Source organism: Streptosporangium sp. NPDC049376 (genome assembly GCF_044466505.1).
Lineage (GTDB): Bacteria > Actinomycetota > Actinomycetes > Streptosporangiales > Streptosporangiaceae > Streptosporangium.
Window position 1 is genome coordinate 393,144 of record NZ_JBITMT010000002.1, and the last position, 16,727, is coordinate 409,870.

11 protein-coding genes and 1 other RNA gene are annotated in these 16,727 nt (G+C 69.7%); 3 read left to right on the plus strand and 9 right to left on the minus strand.

The annotated features are described in order from the left end of the window. Positions 1-42: 42 nt before the first annotated feature. Positions 43-1,293: a hypothetical protein gene (locus ACIBVQ_RS07195; protein WP_399176192.1), complete on the minus strand. Its 1,251-nt coding sequence runs from the start codon at positions 1,291-1,293 to the stop codon at positions 43-45. Positions 1,294-1,431: 138 nt separating this feature from the next. On the opposite strand from ACIBVQ_RS07195, the gene ACIBVQ_RS07200 reads away from it, so the two are divergent. After that, positions 1,432-2,568 carry a S1C family serine protease gene (locus tag ACIBVQ_RS07200; RefSeq protein WP_399176194.1) on the plus strand — a complete coding sequence of 379 codons (1,137 nt, stop codon included), beginning with the start codon at positions 1,432-1,434 and terminating at the stop codon, positions 2,566-2,568. A gap of 9 nt (positions 2,569-2,577) precedes the next feature. On the opposite strand, the gene ACIBVQ_RS07205 is transcribed toward ACIBVQ_RS07200, so the two are convergent. The 6 genes from ACIBVQ_RS07205 to ftsE form a co-directional block, all read right to left on the minus strand. Then, on the minus strand, positions 2,578-3,411 hold the full coding sequence (locus tag ACIBVQ_RS07205; protein WP_399176196.1) for an isocitrate lyase/phosphoenolpyruvate mutase family protein: 834 nt from the start codon (positions 3,409-3,411) through the stop codon (positions 2,578-2,580). A gap of 148 nt (positions 3,412-3,559) precedes the next feature. Continuing rightward, positions 3,560-3,944: a transfer-messenger RNA gene (gene ssrA, locus ACIBVQ_RS07210) on the minus strand. Between the two features lie 271 nt (positions 3,945-4,215). Continuing rightward, the gene (locus ACIBVQ_RS07215) at positions 4,216-6,099 is read right to left on the minus strand and encodes a penicillin-binding transpeptidase domain-containing protein (RefSeq protein ID WP_399176198.1); all 1,884 of its coding nucleotides are present in this window, start codon (positions 6,097-6,099) and stop codon (positions 4,216-4,218) included. A gap of 2 nt (positions 6,100-6,101) precedes the next feature. Beyond that, a complete protein-coding gene (gene smpB, locus ACIBVQ_RS07220; RefSeq protein WP_352009812.1) occupies positions 6,102-6,569 on the minus strand; it encodes an SsrA-binding protein SmpB in 468 nt (155 codons plus the stop codon). An 80-nt stretch (positions 6,570-6,649) separates the two neighbouring features. Then, the gene (gene ftsX / locus ACIBVQ_RS07225; RefSeq protein WP_352009813.1) at positions 6,650-7,558 is read right to left on the minus strand and encodes a permease-like cell division protein FtsX; all 909 of its coding nucleotides are present in this window, start codon (positions 7,556-7,558) and stop codon (positions 6,650-6,652) included. A 36-nt stretch (positions 7,559-7,594) separates the two neighbouring features. Beyond that, positions 7,595-8,284, minus strand: a complete 690-nt coding sequence (gene ftsE, locus ACIBVQ_RS07230; RefSeq protein WP_184713049.1) for a cell division ATP-binding protein FtsE — start codon at positions 8,282-8,284, stop codon at positions 7,595-7,597. Positions 8,285-8,519: 235 nt separating this feature from the next. Between ftsE and ACIBVQ_RS07235 the strand changes: the two genes are divergently transcribed. After that, positions 8,520-8,708 (plus strand): hypothetical protein, encoded by a 189-nt coding sequence (locus tag ACIBVQ_RS07235; protein WP_352009814.1) that lies wholly within the window; start codon positions 8,520-8,522, stop codon positions 8,706-8,708. A gap of 34 nt (positions 8,709-8,742) precedes the next feature. Here the strand turns inward: ACIBVQ_RS07235 and prfB are convergent, their stop codons facing one another. After that, entirely contained in the window at positions 8,743-9,861 is a 1,119-nt protein-coding gene (gene prfB, locus ACIBVQ_RS07240) for a peptide chain release factor 2 (RefSeq protein WP_352009815.1), read from the minus strand. A gap of 95 nt (positions 9,862-9,956) precedes the next feature. Between prfB and ACIBVQ_RS07245 the strand changes: the two genes are divergently transcribed. Further along, positions 9,957-11,018: a hypothetical protein gene (locus ACIBVQ_RS07245; protein WP_399176202.1), complete on the plus strand. Its 1,062-nt coding sequence runs from the start codon at positions 9,957-9,959 to the stop codon at positions 11,016-11,018. A 55-nt stretch (positions 11,019-11,073) separates the two neighbouring features. Here ACIBVQ_RS07245 and ACIBVQ_RS07250 read toward each other — a convergent pair whose 3' ends face one another. Next, entirely contained in the window at positions 11,074-15,954 is a 4,881-nt protein-coding gene (locus ACIBVQ_RS07250; RefSeq protein WP_399176204.1) for an NAD-glutamate dehydrogenase, read from the minus strand. Positions 15,955-16,727: the final 773 nt, after the last annotated feature.

Sequence of the window (16,727 nt, forward strand, 5' to 3'; positions counted from 1 at the left end):
ACAGGGTTCAGTGACAGAAGCAGATTCTAGAATGTGTTTCCGTCAGAGCGCCCGGGCACTTGCCACCAACGGCGCGATATCAGCCCAGAGTTCCTTGCGGGTGTCCGGAACGGTGACGAAGAGGATGGCCGGTTTGCGGCGGCCGATGTCCAGCAGCGTGAGCGCCGCCTGCGAGGTGTGCCGCTTGCCCTTCACCGTGTAGGTCACCCGGTAGCCGAGCGTCCATCCCTTGCCCGTGGCCGGTTTCTGCGACGCCGTCCAGGCCACCTTGGCGCCCGCCGGATAGTGGTTGGCGACCGTCCACCTCACCGCGCCCGCCGCCGCCTTGCGGAACTCGGCGTCGGTCTTCAGGTCGGCCTGGGGAGAGGCGCCGGGGAGCAGGCCCGAGACGACCATCGTGCCCGGCTGCCGTGCCGTACCGACCTGCTGGCCCGCGGAGAAGGAGGGGATGTCGGCCACCTGCCACGGCTTGCCCAGCTTGGCGTAGGTGATCGCCGCCCTGCTGTCGGTGACCGCGCCGAGCACCGGGCTCGGCGTGCCGGGCAGCGCCCGCAACTTCGTCGTCGGGGGCAGGCCGGGCAGGGCGACCGCGGACGGTGACGGTGCGGGCGAGACGACGGCGGCTCCCGCTCCGGCCCCGCTGCCCGACTGGTCGATCCTGTGGGGCCTGTCGCCGGAGAACAGCACGAAGATCAGGAAGACCGCCAGGGCCGTGACGAGCGCGGCGCCGACGCTGTAGACGAACCGGACGGGGATGTCCCCGATCCGGGTCAGCAGGCCCTCCTTGCGCCGCTTCGCCGGGGGCGCGAAAAGCGCGGGCGGCGGGCCGGGCACGAGGGACGGCGTCGGCCTGACCGCGGGTTCCTCGGCCGGAGCGGGCGTCCAGACGGGCTTCGAGGGGGAGTCTCCGGCCGCGTTCCTGGCCGCGGCCTCCCAGGCCCAGACCCCGGACAGGCCGCCGGAGGGCGACTCGGCCGGCTCCGGCGCCTCGGGGGCGTGCTCCCTCTCATCCGTTTCGAGCCCGGGGAAGCCCGCCATGGGGAAGAGCCAGACGGACTCCTGCTCCTCGGCCGCCTCAGGCTCCGGCTCGGGAGACGGCTCAGCGGGCAGCTCGGGCCTGGGGACCAGCACGGTCTCCTCGCCGTCGCCGATGGGGAACCGGCGCGGCACCCGAGGGTTGATCAGCGTGCCGTCCTCGGCGCGGATGGCGGGGATGGGCGCCGTGGGCGCGTCGTAGGACGGGATGTATCCATCGTGAGGGCCCCCGGAGGAGTCGCCGCCAACATCCGCCATGAGCGCCAGGCTATGCCACCTCACCTGATGGGCGAAACGCATACCATCACGCTTCGGCCACGAGACACCGGGGAAGGGGCCGGTCCGCCGCTCCCCGTCAAGAGCATCTTCCGCGCTGAGCTGGGAAGATACTCCCGCATGCAGGGATGGAGTTCACGGACCGCGCTGTCCGTCGCCGTCGTCATGACGCTCGCGGGATGCGGTCAGAGCGCGAGACCACCGGCGGCGGGCCCCGAGCCCTCACAACCGGGCACGACGATCGCCACGCCACCACGGGCCTCGGCGGACGGCGCCTCCCCCGGCGCCCCCATCGGCCCACCGCCGGGCGGCTCCCCTGTCGGGCCCGAGGCCCTGGAGACCAAGTACGAGCAGGTCATCGCCACGGTGCTGCCGTCCATCGTGCAGATCACCACGAAGAGCGGCCTCGGCTCCGGTGTCATCTACGACACACAGGGACACATCATCACCAACGCCCACGTCATCGGACGTTCCACAACCTTCGAGGTGACACTGGCCAGCGGCGGCAAACCCCGCGCCGCACGGCTCGTCAAGGCGTACGGGCTCGGCGACCTGGCCGTGATCAAGGTTGACGACCCCACGGGGCTGAAGCCCGCCAGGTTCGGAGATTCGAGCAAGCTCCGGGTCGGGCAGCTCGTCCTCGCCATGGGCAACCCCCTGGGCCTGTCCGGCAGCGTCACCAACGGCATCATCTCGGCGCTCGGCCGTACGGTCAGCGAACCGCAGGAGGAGGGCGGCCCCGGGGCGACGATCACCGGGGCCGTCCAGACCTCCGCCGCGATCAACCCCGGCAACAGCGGCGGCGCCCTGGTGAACCTCTCCAACGAGGTCATCGGCATCCCGACCCTGACGGCCGTCAACCCGGAGCTCGGCGGCGGTCAGGCCCCCGGCATCGGGTTCGCGATCCCCTCGAACACCGCGACCGACATCGCCAACCAGATCATCAGGCACGGCAAGGTCACCAACACCCACCGGGCGGCCCTCGGGATCACCGTGCAGACGGTGATCGGCTCCGACGGCAGGCCCGCGGGTGTCGGTGTCGTACGGGTCGCCCCCGGCGGCAGCGGCGCGAAGGCGGGCATCAGGCGTGGCGACGTGATCCTGTCGATCAACGGCGCCCCCACCCTGGACACCCAGGCCCTGGCCGAGGCCATGGCGGGCCTCAATCCCGGCGACCGCGCCCAGGTCCAGCTCCTGCGCGCCGACGCGTCGAGGGCGACGGTCACCGTGACGCTGGGCCAGCTGCCGAGCGACTGACCGGCCCTCTCAGCCGCCCAAAATCGCGTTGAGCCTGCCGTAATCCAGGGCGCCCTCAAGAGGCGTGTAGGTGCCCGAGGCGAGGACCTCCCGGGTGGCCTCCCAGATCACGGCGTAGGCGGCTCCCACGATCGAGGAGCCCAGGCTGACCCGGGCGACACCGAGCTCGGCCAGCTCGGCGACCGTGGGGGCCCCGGGCCCCACCAGGATGTTCAACGGAGCCGCCACGGCCCCTGTGAGCGCGGCGACGGTCTCCGGATCGACGACCCCGGGCACGAAGACGCCGCTGGCCCCGGCCGCGAGATAGGCCTCGGCGCGCTCGACCGCCGCCTCGAACCGCTCCTTCGGCGTCTCGCCGACCTGACGCAGGTAGACGTCGGTCCGCGCGTTGACGTAGAGGGGGATCCCCGCCTCCTCGGCCGCCCGCCTGGCGGCGGCCAGCCGCTCGCACTGCTCCTCGACGGGACGCAGCGGCGTGTCCCCGCCGTGCAGGGCGTCCTCGATGTTGACTCCGACGGCACCGGCCGCGATCACCCGCCCGACCGTCTCGGCGACCCCCTCCGGGGTGTCCGCGAAGCCGCTCTCGATGTCGGCGGTGACGGGCAGGTCGACGGCGGCGGCGATCCTGGCGATCAGGTCGATCGCACGGTCACGGTCGAGCCGGTCACCGTCGGGGGCGCCGAGACTCCAGGCGACCCCGGCGCTGGTCGTCGCGACCGCCCCGGCCCCGGCCTCCTCCACGAGACGCGCGCCGGCGACGTCCCAGACGTTGGCGAGCACCAGCGGCGTGCCGCCCCGGTGCAACGAGTGGAACAGCTCTGCTCTCTCACGAAGGGTCGTCATGGCGAACAGTAAACCAGTTCGATCCTCTTCCAGGAGGGGAAAACCCGTTCGAGTCGCGACTTCGGAAAAACGCCGAGGGCGGCCGCGCGGACTCGGGTCCGTGCGACCGCCCTCAGACGATCTGCTCCGTGCGCGGGGCACGGAACGGGGGTGGAGGTGGCGGGAATCGAACCCGCGTCCTTCAACTCCAAGACAGGGCTTCTCCGGGTGCAGCCTGCTTTGCTTTTCTCAGCCCCGGCGATCACACAGGCAAGACGCCGACGGGCTCAGCCACTGTTTGGTTTCCCGATCTTCCCCGTGGCCGGGTCGATCGGTTGAGCCTCCTAGCGATGCCGGATCCGGGCCGGAGGCGCTCCCGGGCCGGCAGAAGTCACTCGCTGCTTAGGCGGCGAGCGCCAGGCGAGCCTGGCTGACTTCGGAGTGCGTCTTATTGGCACTTGTTGGTTGCGGTCACAGTGTTAACGAGGTTATGTCCGCAGTCCTCGACCCGCTTCTCCTGGCTTGCAAAGCCAAAGTCGAAACCAGTCACCCCCCTGTTGAATTGTCAACCCGGTCCTGGGACCGAGGATCCGAAGATACCCGGTACAACACCGGTAACGCCAACTCGATTCCCGGTGAACGGCTCGTTCCCCGGCGACCGGCGGGGCCGGCCGGTCGTGACGGGACCGAGGCCTCCCCCGAGACGAGGCCCCGGTCCCATCGAGGCGACCGGGTCCGCAACCCCCCAAGCGGTGCCCGGTCATCTGGGAAGACGCAGGCCGGACACCCGATGGTTGCTCAGGGCGAGGAGAAAATCTCAGACCGTCACGACTCGGTGTGCAACTTCTGGAAGAAACGGCCCGCGACGGTCGCCCCCGCGGTCGAGTCGGCGCTCTCCATCAGCACGGCCACCGCGATGTCGCCCTGCCAGCCGACGAACCAGGCCAGCGGCTTACGGCTCTGCGTGGCGGCGGCCGTGACGCCGTGCACCGGGTCGCCCGGCGCCGCGGCGGACCTGGCGGAGCCCGCGACCACTCCCGACCGCATGAGGGTGCGGAGCGTGGCGATGGCCTTGTCGTCGATCTTGATCGGACTCGGCGGTTTCGGCGGTTCCGCCTCCGCCGCGGGGTCCGGGCTGTGCGGGTCGGTGACCAGGACCGGCGGACGCCAGGTGCCCGAGGCGACCGCCCCGGCGACCAGGGCCATGGACAGCGGGCTGACCAGCACGTTCTGCCCGGCGATGGCCCTGGCGGTGGCCGCGTCCGTACGCAGGGGGCCGACCGAGCCGCTGAAGGACTTCAGCGGCAGTGTCCACGGCGACTCGATGCCGAACCTGGCGGCGCTGGCCGTCAGCTCGGCGCCGTCGATCCTGCGGGCCAGCGCGGTCAGCGCGGTCACGCACCCGCTGGCGAAGTCACCCTGGATGCTCGGCGCCGTCCCACCCGGCGGGTCCGCCTGGTGGAAGCGGGCGCCGCCGACACTGCGCTCCACGGGGCAGGCGAGCCGCTGCTTGGTGCTGATCCCCGCCTTGAGCAGCCCCTCGATCGTCATGATCGAGAACGTGGTGCCCGCGGGGAACCTGCCCGCCAGGGCGTCCTTCTCCTGGTTGTACTCCTTGGTGCTGCCGACCGCGCGGATCTCACCGGTCGAGGCCTGGACCGCCACCAGCATGCCGGGGGTGCCGCCGAAGAGCGCGGCGTCGGCCGCCTTCTGGGCCGGGCCGTCGAGCGTGGTGCGCACCGGCGAGGTCGAGCGGCTGGGCCGCCACTTGCGCAGCTCGGCCACCTGCTGGTTCGTCTTCAGGTCGACCGTGATGACCCGTGTCTCCGTCGAACCGGTCAGGTGCTCCTGGTAGGCCTTCTGCAGCCCGGTCCTGCCGACGGTGTCGCCCGCCCGCTGCGGACCGCCGAGCTGCTGCTCGGTCTCCGGGGTCACCGCGGTGACGGTGCCGACGATCTGGGCGGGCGAGTCGGGGGCGACCGGCTGCTTCTGCGGCGAGACGACGATGCCGGGAACGGCCGCCAGCTTGTCGCTGAGCTGGGCGTACTTGGCGCGTCCGAAGGTCACCAGCGGCACCTGGACGTTGGGCCTGGCCGACCTGATCCGGCTCAGCAGCCGGTCCTGGGGGAAGCCGGTGATCTTCGACAGCTGCTCGCAGACCGCCACCGGATCCTTCAGCGACGCCGGGACGACGTTCGCCACGTACAGCGTGGCCTCCTGCTGGAGCGGGTCGCCGTTGCGGTCGAGGATCGGCTTACGCCCCTCGGGGATGACGTCGACCGCGAAGCGCTGCCCCTCGTGCAGGTCGGGATGGAGCACGCTGGGCGACCAGCGCACCTTCCAGCGGCCGTCCACCAGGTGCAGGGGGAGCTTTCCTGTGTACTGCCACAGGGGGTTGTTCTCCCCCAGGTCGACCTCCGCGTCGAAGTCGGCCTCCGTCTCGTCCCCCGTACGGCGCATGCCCTTGACCTTGAAACGGAAGGACGCGGCGTCGAGCTGGACCTTGGCGTTCTCCAGGGCCTTGCTGACCGTCCGCTCGTCCCCGTCGGTACGCCTGGCCGCCGCGACGTAGTCGCCCGTCTGCCAGCCGACCAGGAAGTCACGCACCGCCTCGTGGGCCGAAGGCTCCTCGAAGCAGGCCGACAGCATGGGGACCGTCACCGCCAGCGTCAGTGCCGCGGCGACGGTCCGCCGAGCCTTCCCCGTCACAATTACCTGTTCCTGTGCCTGAGAGCGCGAGCCATCTCACGCTTGGCCTGCTTCTCCGCGAGGGTCTGCCGCTTGTCCCAGTCCTTCTTACCCTTGGCGAGGCCGATCTCGATCTTGGCCTTGCCGTCCTTGAAGTAGATCGCGAGCGGGATCAGCGTCAGGCCGCTCTCCTTGGTCTTCGCGACCAGCTTGTCGATCTCCTTGCGGTGGAGCAGAAGCTTACGGGTGCGACGCGCCGCGTGGTTGGTCCACGTCCCCATGGTGTATTCGGGGATGTGGACGTTGATCAGCCAAGCCTCGCCGTCCTTGAGGAGGGCGTATCCGTCGAGCAGAGAGGCCCTGCCCAGGCGGAGTGACTTGACCTCGGTGCCCTGGAGCACGAGACCAGCCTCGTAGGTTTCCTCGATGTGGTAGTCGTGCCAGGCACGCTTGTTCTGGGCGATGACCTTCCGCCCGGTCTCACGTGGCATGCCCCCGAGCCTACCGGGGACCGGGACGGCCGGCCGCGTCCCGAGGCGGGAGCGCGCCCGGCGGGCGCGCTCCCGGGCGCTCACACCCGCAGGTAGCGGCGGAGCGTGACGAACGAGGCGAGCACACAGATGAGCACGCCGATGACCATCGTGAGGCTGATCGTCGAGGCGACGGTCTCCCACGTGAGCGGGCTGGTGTTGGCCAGGTAGATCTGCACGCCGTCGAAGAGGAACACCTTGCTGACGATCAGCATCACCGCGGCGACCACACCTCCGATCAGGCCCGCGATGACCCCCTCCATGACGAAGGGAAGCTGGATGTAGAGGTTCGAGGCGCCGACGAGCCGCATGATGCCGGTCTCACGTCTGCGGTTGTACGCCGACAGACGCACCGTGTTGCCGATCAGCAGGGTGGCCGCGAAGACCAGGACGATGGCCACGACCAGGGCCGCCCAGCGCAGCCTCTCCAGCAGCCCGAAGAACTTGTCCAGGATCTCCTGCTGGTTGACCACGTAGGAGACGCCGCCCGCGCCCTTGACCTGCTCGATGACGGCCGGGTAGTCGGCGGGGTTCTTGAGCTTCACCCTGAACGACTCGGGCATGTCAGACACCTGCAGCACCGAGAGCAGGACGTTGTTGTCCTTGTACTGCTCGCGGAAGTTCGCGTAGGCCTGGGCCGCGTTCTCGAACTCCACCCGTTCGACCTGGGGCATGGACTCGATCTGCGCCTTGAGGGCGGCCTGCTCCTGGGCGTTGACGCCACCGCTGCCCTTGCACTGCGGGAAGGCGTCGTTCTTCTTGCACAGGAAGACAGAGATCTCGACCTTGTCCACCCAGAAGTCACGCATGGTGGAGATCTGAGAGTTGATCATCAAGCCGACGCCCAGCAACGCCATGCCGATCGCCACGGTCACGATGACCGCGATCGTCATCGTGAGGTTGCGGCGGAGGCCGATCCAGACCTCGGAGAAGATGAAGTTTGCCCGCATGCTCTTCCTGTCGCTTCGCTTCCTTGAGGTCCTGGGTCAGTACGCCTGGCCGTACACGCCACGCGACTGGTCACGGACGATCTTGCCGTCCTCCAGTTCCACTACGCGCTTGCGCATGGAGTCGACGATGGCGGCGTCGTGCGTGGCCATGACGACGGTGGTACCGGTCCTGTTGATCCGGTCGAGCACCTTCATGATGCCGATGCTGGTCGCCGGGTCGATGTTTCCCGTCGGCTCGTCGGCCAGCAGGATCATAGGGCGGTTGACGAAGGCACGGGCCATGGCGACCCGCTGCTGCTCGCCACCGGACAGCTCGTCGGGCATCCGGTGGGCCTTGCCCTCAAGGCCGACCAGTTCGACGACCTCGGGCACGACCTTGCGGATGAACCGGCGTGGCTTGCCGATGACCTCCAGGGCGAACGCCACGTTCTCGTAGACGTTCTTGTTCGGCAGCAGCCGGAAGTCCTGGAAGACGCAGCCGATACGGCGGCGCAGGTGGGGGATCTTGAAGTTGGACAGTCGGGCGAGGTCCTTGCCGGCCACGTGGATCGCCCCGGAGTCGGGACGCTCCTCCTTCAGGACCAGGCGGAGGAAGGTCGACTTCCCGGACCCCGAGGGGCCGACGAGGAACACGAACTCGCCCTTGTCGACATCGACGCTGACGTGGTCCAACGCGGGCCGCTTCTGGTTCGCGTAGACCTTGGTGACATTATCAAAATGGATCACGGGCGCATCACGGCATGCCAGTCTAGGGGTTAGGACAGTCGCGGTGGTGGCAGAGGTTCACTTCCGCCTCTCGCCGGCCGGGGGGCGCCGCTCTTTGCTAACGATCGACGTTCCGGTTGGCCGGAGCCCAGTCTAGGGGGAAGACTGGCATGGAACGTCCATAACGGAAACAAAACGATTCGGCGCCCGGTAACGACCACATAAAGTAGTTCTGACCTAGGAGACGGAGGCTCTCATGAGCTGTGAAGACCTCGTCTGCGCCCGATGCGCCCACCCTGTGGCGGAGGGCCGCTGCGCCCAGTGCCGCGCCTACCGCGACCGGATGCACCACGGCTTCGGCGGGCTGACGCCCGCCACGGTCGCGCTGCTGTTGATCGTGCTGTTCTTCCTCACCGTGGCCCTGCGGCACCTGGCGGGCCTGTGACGGCCCGCCACCGGGCGGGCCGTCGCGAAAAGCCTTACCCCTCGACGCCGGACTCCTGACGGCGGGTCCAGCGGATCTCCGCCTCGATGAACTCGTCGAGGTCTCCGTCGAGCACCGAGCTCGGGTTGCCCGCCTCCGTGCCTGTCCGCAGGTCCTTGACGATCTGGTACGGGTGCAGCACGTAGTTGCGGATCTGCGTGCCCCACGAGGTGGTCGACTCGCCCCTGATCTCGTTGAGCGCCGCCGCCTCCTCCTGCCGCTTGCGCTCCAGCAGCTTGGACTGCAGGACCGCCATCGCGGTCGCCTTGTTCTGCAGCTGCGAACGCTCGTTCTGGCAGGAGACCACGATGCCGGTCGGCAGGTGGGTCAGGCGGACCGCCGAGTCGGTGGTGTTGACGCCCTGGCCACCGGGGCCCGAGGAGCGGTACACGTCGACCCGCAGGTCGTCCTCGTTGATGTCGATGTGGTCGGTCGTCTCGACCACCGGCACCACGTCGACCCCGGCGAAGGAGGTCTGGCGGCGGCCCTGGTTGTCGAACGGGCTGATCCGCACCAGGCGGTGGGTGCCGTGCTCGCCGCGCAGCGTGCCGTACGCGTAGGGCGCCTTGACCGTGAAGGTGGCCGACTTGATGCCCGCCTCCTCGGCGTAGGAGGTCTCGTAGACCTCCGTCGGGTAACCCTTGCGCTCGGCCCAGCGCAGGTACATCCGCAGGAGCATCTGCGCCCAGTCGGCCGCGTCGACGCCACCGGCCTGGGAGTTGATCGTGACGACCGCCTCACGGGCGTCGTACTCGCCCGACAGCAGGGTGCGTACCTCAAGGGCGCCGACCTCGCTCCTGAGGGCGGCCAGCTCGCGGTCGGCCTCCTCGCGGGTGTCCTCGTCCTCCTCGGCCGCGGCCAGCTCGTACAGGACGGACAGGTCGTCGAGGCGCCGTTCGAGCCCCTCGATCCTGTTGACCTCACCCTGCAGGTAGGAGAGTTTGCTGGTGACCTTCTGGGCCCGCTCCTGGTCGTTCCACAGGTCGGGCGCCGCGGCCTGCTCTTCGAGCTCCTCGATCTGCTTGCGTATCGCGCCGAGGTCGAGCACGTCCTGGATGTTCTTCAGCGTGCCGATGAGCTCGTTGATCTCTTCTACCGGATCGATGAGTGCCACGTCTGTAAAGGGTACGCGACCGACGCACCCCGTTGTGTACGGCCGGGCCCGCGCGCTGGCTAGCATGGGGCGCCGGAGACCGTGAGGAGGCGGACGTGCGGGGACGTGGTGGACGGGGGCTGCTCGTGTTCACCCTGGCCCTGGTGACCGCGACCGCGGCCTGTGCGGACCAGGGCGGCGGCGCACGCGAGCAGGGCGCACAGGGAGCTCAGGGGGCCCAGACCGCGGGTCCCGCCTCAAGCCCGGTCCCGGCCGCGTTGCGGGAGCCTCCCGTCACGCTGGCCGAGGCGGGCAGGGCGCTGTCGAGCGTGCTCGGCGCGCAGGCGGTGCTCGAAAGCGCGACACCGCACCTGGAGGCCGACCGCAGGAACCTCCTGGAGCAGACCCGCGACTCCCAGGAGGCGCTCACCATGGCCGCCTTCAACAGCACGCCGGGCCCACTGCCGCACTACACCTGGGGCAGGCCCGAGCTGCTGGTGCCCAGGGTCCAGCGGGCCCCCTTCTGGTTCGCCGCGGTCGTCGAGCGCGAGGACAGCGCGGGCGAGCGGCGCCCCGCCGTCCTGGTCCTGACCAAGTACGGCGGGCGCGAGTGGTATCTCAGCTCGACCTCGCTGCTCGACCCCGGGGAACGGGTCCCGGAGATCGCCAAGGACGCCGGGGGCTACGCGACCGAGCTCGACGACGACGACCTGACCACGGCCATCAGTCCCCGTCTCATGGCGCCGCTGCACGCGACCTCGGCCGAGGAGGGCAGCGCGGGCTTCGCCGCGGGCCTGATCGAGAAGGGCCCGCACACCACGGACTACGCCGAGGAGATCGAGGGCAAGCGGCCGAAGTACAAGAGCGACTGTCTCGGCTACGACTCGATCTTCGGCGCGAGCAACTACCCGGTCCACGCCCTGCGCACCGCGGACGGGGGTTCCATGATCATGTACTCGCTGATCAGGACCACGACCGTGACGGCCAAGATCGAGCCGTGCGCCGACATCAGGGTTCCGCCGAACGCCGAACGGCTGGCCTCGGCGACGGGCGCGCGCAAGGAGCTGCGCACGGTCGAGACGCACCAGTACGTGAGCACGGTGCCCGCCAAGACGGGCAAGGGCCTCGCCCGGGTGATCGGCTACCTGGGCGGGGTCACCAAGGTCTCCGCCAACTGACGCCCGCTCCGCCGCCCCGTACGGCCGGGCCTGGCCGTACGGGGCGGCGGTGCCGTCAGGACTCGCCGAGCGGCAGGCTCGTCGAGGCGACCAGCGTGCGGATGGCGCGCAGCGCGACCGACAGCGTCGCCAGGTCGAAGTTGTCGCTCTCCCAGATCTCCGACAGGGTCTGCCGGGCCCTGGAGACGGCGGCCGAGTTGGCCTCCGTCCAGCGGGCCAGGCGCTCCTCCGGGGTCAGTCCGGGCGTGTTGTGGGCCAGGACGTCCCGGGTGAGCGAGGCGTGGGCGGCGTAGAGGTCGTCACGGAGGGCGGCCCGCGCCATGGAGTTCCAGCGGCTGTCGCGCGGCAGCCCGATCACCCGCTCGCGCAGCCTGGCCAGCTGGAGGCGGTCGGCCAGGTCGAAGTAGACCTCGGCGACCTCGTTGACCGGACGGTTCGCCTGCACGGCCACCTCGACCAGGTCGAAGGTGGAGTAGGCCGGGACCATCGAGGCGACCCGCTCGGCCAGCTCGTTCGGCACCCCCCTGGCGACGAAGGAGTCGCGCCGCTCCTCGAAGCCCGCCAGGTCGGAGCCGGTGAGCAGCTTGGGCAGGTGGGGCAGCAGGCCGTTCATCCCCTTGGCGAAGAAGGTCACCGTCGAGGCCAGGTCGAGCGGCGTGCGCCGGTTGCCGAGCAGCCAGCGGGTGCCGCGCTCGGCGAGCTTGCGGGACTCCAGGAGCATGGCGATCTGGGTGGAGGTGTCCACCTTGTTGTCCAGCTCCTCGACCTGACGCCAGAAGCTCGGCAGGTCGAAGACCTCGCGGGTGACCAGGTAGGCGCGGGCGATGTCCGGCGCCGAGGCGCCGCTCTCCTCACCCAGGCGGAACATGAAGGTGGTGCCGCCCGAGTTGACCAGGTCGTTCACCACGCCGGTCGTGATGATCTCCCGGCGCAGCGGGTGGGTGTCCATGTGCTCCCGCATGCGCTCGCGCAGCGCCGAGGGGAAGTAGGACACCAGCCAGGAGGCCAGGTAGGGGTCGTCCGGCAGGTCGGAGGCGAGGATCTCGGCGTCGGTGACCAGCTTGGTGTAGGCCAGCAGCACCGAGAACTCCGGCGCGGTCAGCCCGAGCCCGGCCTGGCGCCGTTCGGCGAGGGCCTTGTCCGAGGGCAGGAACTCCAGCTCCCGGTTGACCAGCCCGGCCCGTTCGAGCCTGCGCAGCTGGCGGGCGTGAATGTGCAGCATGTCCGACGCCTGGGCGCGGGCGGCGGCCAGCACCACGTTCTGGTCGTGGTTGTCCCGCAGGACCAGTTCGCCGACCTCGCCGGTCATGTCGAGGAAGAGCTCGTTGCGCTGCCTGTCGGTCAGCTCGCCGTCCCGGACCGCGCGGTCCAGCAGGATCTTGATGTTCACCTCGTGGTCGGAGGTGTCGACCCCGGCGGAGTTGTCGATGAAGTCGGTGTTGACGAGGCCGCCCTCGCGGGCGAACTCGATCCTGGCGAGCTGGGTGAAGCCCAGGTTGCCGCCCTCGCCGACCACCTTGCAGCGCAGCTCGGAGCCGTTGACCCGCAGGCCGTCGTTGGCCTTGTCGCCCACGTCGGCGTTGGACTCGCTCGACGCCTTGGCGTAGGTGCCGATGCCGCCGTTCCACAGCAGGTCGACCGGGGCCCGCAGGATGGCGCTGATCAGGTCGTTCGGTGCCAGCGAGGTCACCCCGTCGGCGATGCCGAGCGCGGCGCGCGCCTGCGGGGAGACCGGGATCGACTTGGCCGTGCGCGGCCAGACGCCGCCGCCCTGCCCGATGAGGGCGGGGTCGTAGTCGGCCCAGGAGCTGCGCGGCAGCGCGAAGAGCCTGGCCCGCTCGGCGTAGCTCCTGGCGGCGTCGGGGTCGGGGTCGATGAAGATGTGCCGGTGGTCGAAGGCCGCGACCAGCCTGATGTGCTGGGACAGCAGCATGCCGTTGCCGAAGACGTCGCCGGACATGTCGCCGATTCCGACCACGGTGAAGTCGGTGGTCTGGATGTCGACGCCGGTGGTGCGGAAGTGGTACTTGACGGACTCCCAGGCGCCGCGGGCGGTGATGCCCATGGCCTTGTGGTCGTAGCCGATCGAGCCGCCGGAGGCGAACGCGTCCCCGAGCCAGAAGCCGTACTCCTTGGCCACCGCGTTGGCGATGTCGGAGAAGGTGGCGGTGCCCTTGTCCGCGGCGACCACGAGGTAGGTGTCGTCCCCGTCGTGCCTGACCACGTCGGCGGGCGGGACGACCACGCCGTCGACGAGGTTGTCGGTGACGTCGAGCAGGCCGGAGATGAACATCCGGTAGCAGGCGACGCCCTCGGCCAGCAGGTCCTCACGGGTGCCGGACTTCGGCGGGTTCTTCACCACGAAGCCGCCCTTTGAGCCGGTGGGGACGATGACGGTGTTCTTCACCATCTGCGCCTTCACCAGGCCGAGGACCTCGGTGCGGAAGTCCTCCCTGCGGTCCGACCAGCGCAGGCCGCCTCGCGCGACCTTGCCGAAGCGCAGGTGCACGCCCTCGACCCGCGGCGAGTAGACGAAGATCTCGAACTTCGGCCTCGGCAGCGGCAGCACGCCGATCGACGGCGAGTCGAGCTTCAGGCTGACGTACGGCTTGCGCGCCCCGTCCACGGTCTGGAAATAGTTCGTCCGCAGCGTGGCGTCGATCATCTCCAGGTAGGCCCGCAGGATGCGGTCCTCGTCCAGGGAGGCCACGTCGTCGAGGGCGCCGAGGATCTCCTCGTGCAGCGCCTCGGACAGGTCGGAGCGGACCTCCTCCTCGCGCCTGGGGTCGTGCCTGGCCTCGAACAGGCGCACCAGCAGGCGGGCGAGCCGTACGTTGTCCAGCAGGACCCGCTCGATGTAGTCCTGGCTGAAGGTGGTGCCCGCCTGGCGCAGGTACTTGGCGTAGACCCGCAGGATCTCGGCCTGCTCCCAGGTCAGCCCGGCCGCCAGGACCAGGGCGTTGAAGCCGTCGCTCTCGACCCTGCCCCGCCACAGGGCGTCGAAGGCGTCCTGGAAGAGCCGCTTGAACTCGTCCCTGTCCACCTCGGGCGACAGGTCGTAGCGCAGCCCGAAGTCGTAGATCCAGGCGTCCTTGGTCGCCGGGTCCCGGTCGCGGTCGATCTCGTAGGGACGCTCGTCGACGACCTCGACGCCCAGGCGCTGCAGCAGCGGCAGCACGTGCGACAGGGAGATGGACGCGCCGATCCGGTAGAGCTTGAAGCGGCGCTCCCCCTCGGGGGCGTCGTAGGGCTCGTAGAGGTTCATCCCGATCTCGTCGGGCGGCGAGTCGGCGAGCGCCTCAAGGCGGCGCAGGTCGGCGACGGCCAGCCTGGGCGGGAAGTCGGCCTTGTAGCCCTCGGGGAAGGCCGTGGCGTAGCGCCGGACGAGGCGGGGAGCCTCTTCCTCCGAGCTCAGCTCGGTGATCGCGGTGGCCAGGTCGTCGTCCCAGGAGCGGGTGGCCGCGGCCAGCCTGCCCTCAAGCTCCTCGACGTCCAGCTCCTGCGCGTTCAGCGGCCTGCCGCGCTCGCCGCGCACGACCACGTGCAGCCGGGCGAGGGCGGACTCGCCGATCATCGCGCTGTAGTCGCAGGAGGTGCCGCCGACCGCCTTGAGCAGGAGGTCCTGCATCTTGATGCGGATCTGGGTGGTGTAGCGGTCACGCGGGAGGTAGATCAGGAAGGAGATGTAGCGGCCGTAGTCGTCGGGGCGCAGGAAGACCTTGACCTGCTTGCGCTCGCGCAGCCTGAGCACGCCGAGCGCGATCGGCAGCAGCTGCTCGACCGAGGTCTGGAACAGCTCGTCCCTGGGGAAGGTCTCCAGGATCTCGATGAGGTCCTTGCCGTCGTGGCTGTCGGCGGCGAGCCCGGCCAGGTCGAGGACCTCGGCCAGCTTGCGGCGCAGCACCGGGATGCGGGAGATCGACTCGCTGTAGGCCACGTGGGTGAACAGGCCGAGGAAGCGGCGCTCGCCGACGACCTCTCCCGCGTCGTCGAACAGCTTGACGCCCACGTAGTCGAGGTAGGCGGGGCGGTGCACGGTCGCCCTGGCGTTGGCCTTGGTGATGATCAGCATCTGCTGCTTCTCACGGGCCTTGGCGCGCAGCTCGGGCGAGAGCGCGGCGAAGCTCTCCGAGCCCGCCTTGTCGTGGCGCAGGATGCCCAGGCCCGTCCCCGGGACCTGGCGCAGCGCGTCGCCCTGCTCGCCCTCCTCAAGGCGGTACTCGCGGTAGCCGAGGAAGGTGAAGTGGCCGTCGGCCAGCCAGCGCATCAGCTCCAGGCTGTCCTCGACGCCCGCGAGGTCGAGCGGGGGCGGGTTGACCGAGACGTCCTCGGCCGTCTGCAGGGCCAGCGCCCGCATCTTGGCGAAGTCCTCGACGGCGTAGCGGACGTCCTCAAGGACCCGCTGCAGGTCGGTCTCCAGCTGCTTGAGCACGGCCGGGTCGTTCTGCCGGTCGATCTCGAAGTGCATCCAGGACTCGGTGATCTCCTGCCCGGCGGCCTGGTCGCGGTCCCCGCCGAGCAGCTTGCCTGTCACGTCCCTGCGCACCCGCATCTGCGGGTGGACGACCAGGTGGGTGGTGACGCCGTGCCGGTCGAGCTCCATGGTCGCGGAGTCGACCAGGAAGGGCATGTCGTCGGTCACCACCTCGATGACCGAGCGGCCGGGGTCCCAGCCGTGCTCCTCCAGGCTGGGGGTGTAGGCGCGCACCAGCGCCCGGCCCTGGGGACGCTTGTCGGCGAGCTGACGCTGGGCCGTCGCGGGGCCGTACACGTCGACCGGGTTGCGGTCCAGCAGGTCCTCTGGCGCGACATGCCGGTAGTAGAGCCTGAGGAAGTCGAGTGCCTCCTCGTCACTCCCGTGGTCGCCGCCGGGTGTGTGCCCGCAGATCTCGGCGGCACTCCTCAGCAGCTCATCCTTCGCCTCGTCGAGCGGCATGTCGCTCTCACTCCTTTGTGAGGGATTTTTCGTATTAGAAGAGGGATCTTCGATCAATGTCGTAGTTCCCGAGTAGGAGGGAAGTAATGCGGCATATGCCGCCTACCGAGAGATACGTCGCTTTAGGTCGTCTCTGCCCGGTCCTACGTGGATCTGTCACCCGGCCACCGCGTGGACGGCCCGCCGTGAGGCGGGCTCATGACGCGCCGGTTCCCGGACGTGCGCGACAGGACTTGACCGCCCATCGCCCACCCCTCCGACTCCCCGTCCAGCGGGCACGGCCCGTGGCACAACACCTCCAGCGGCCACCCGCCCCGGTCTCCGTTGACCTGAGCATGCCGCCGCTCTGATACCACCCGAAAAGCCGTGAAACGTCAATGTGACGGACGGCCAACATCAGGGGAAGTGGAGCGCTCCATCCGGGGTCGGTCGAGGGTCGGGAAGCCCTCGGAAGCCCGGGATCCCCGTCGCCTCACCGGCGGCGCAAACCCGGACCGACCGCACCCGATTGGTTCCCCAGTCTCCCACGGCCGGCCGCGCCGCGTCCCCGTCTCGGCCCTCCGCCCCAAGATTATGCTTCCGCGATCCACGGCACCCTCGCCACGCCGACATCCCCCGCGGCCCCCCACCGCGATCACCACACACACCGACAAAGGCCCCATTAGCCGCGACGTGATGTGAATGTAACCAACCAGACCGTAGGCGCGGCCGTCTCACCGGACAGACGACCAGCACCCAACGGGGAGAACAACCATGCAGCCCGCTCCGGACAG

What these genes read in the sequence shown, in the direction of transcription:
- ftsX (WP_352009813.1), bottom strand. Translation starts at nt 7,558, where the DNA reads ATGCGGGCAAACTTCATCTTCTCCGAGGTCTGGATCGGCCTCCGCCGC.
- ACIBVQ_RS07200 (WP_399176194.1), top strand. Translation starts at nt 1,432, where the DNA reads ATGCAGGGATGGAGTTCACGGACCGCGCTGTCCGTCGCCGTCGTCATG.
- ACIBVQ_RS07235 (WP_352009814.1), top strand. Translation starts at nt 8,520, where the DNA reads ATGAGCTGTGAAGACCTCGTCTGCGCCCGATGCGCCCACCCTGTGGCG.
- ACIBVQ_RS07195 (WP_399176192.1), bottom strand. Translation starts at nt 1,293, where the DNA reads ATGGCGGATGTTGGCGGCGACTCCTCCGGGGGCCCTCACGATGGATAC.
- ACIBVQ_RS07250 (WP_399176204.1), bottom strand. Translation starts at nt 15,954, where the DNA reads ATGCCGCTCGACGAGGCGAAGGATGAGCTGCTGAGGAGTGCCGCCGAG.
- ACIBVQ_RS07205 (WP_399176196.1), bottom strand. Translation starts at nt 3,411, where the DNA reads ATGACGACCCTTCGTGAGAGAGCAGAGCTGTTCCACTCGTTGCACCGG.
- smpB (WP_352009812.1), bottom strand. Translation starts at nt 6,569, where the DNA reads ATGCCACGTGAGACCGGGCGGAAGGTCATCGCCCAGAACAAGCGTGCC.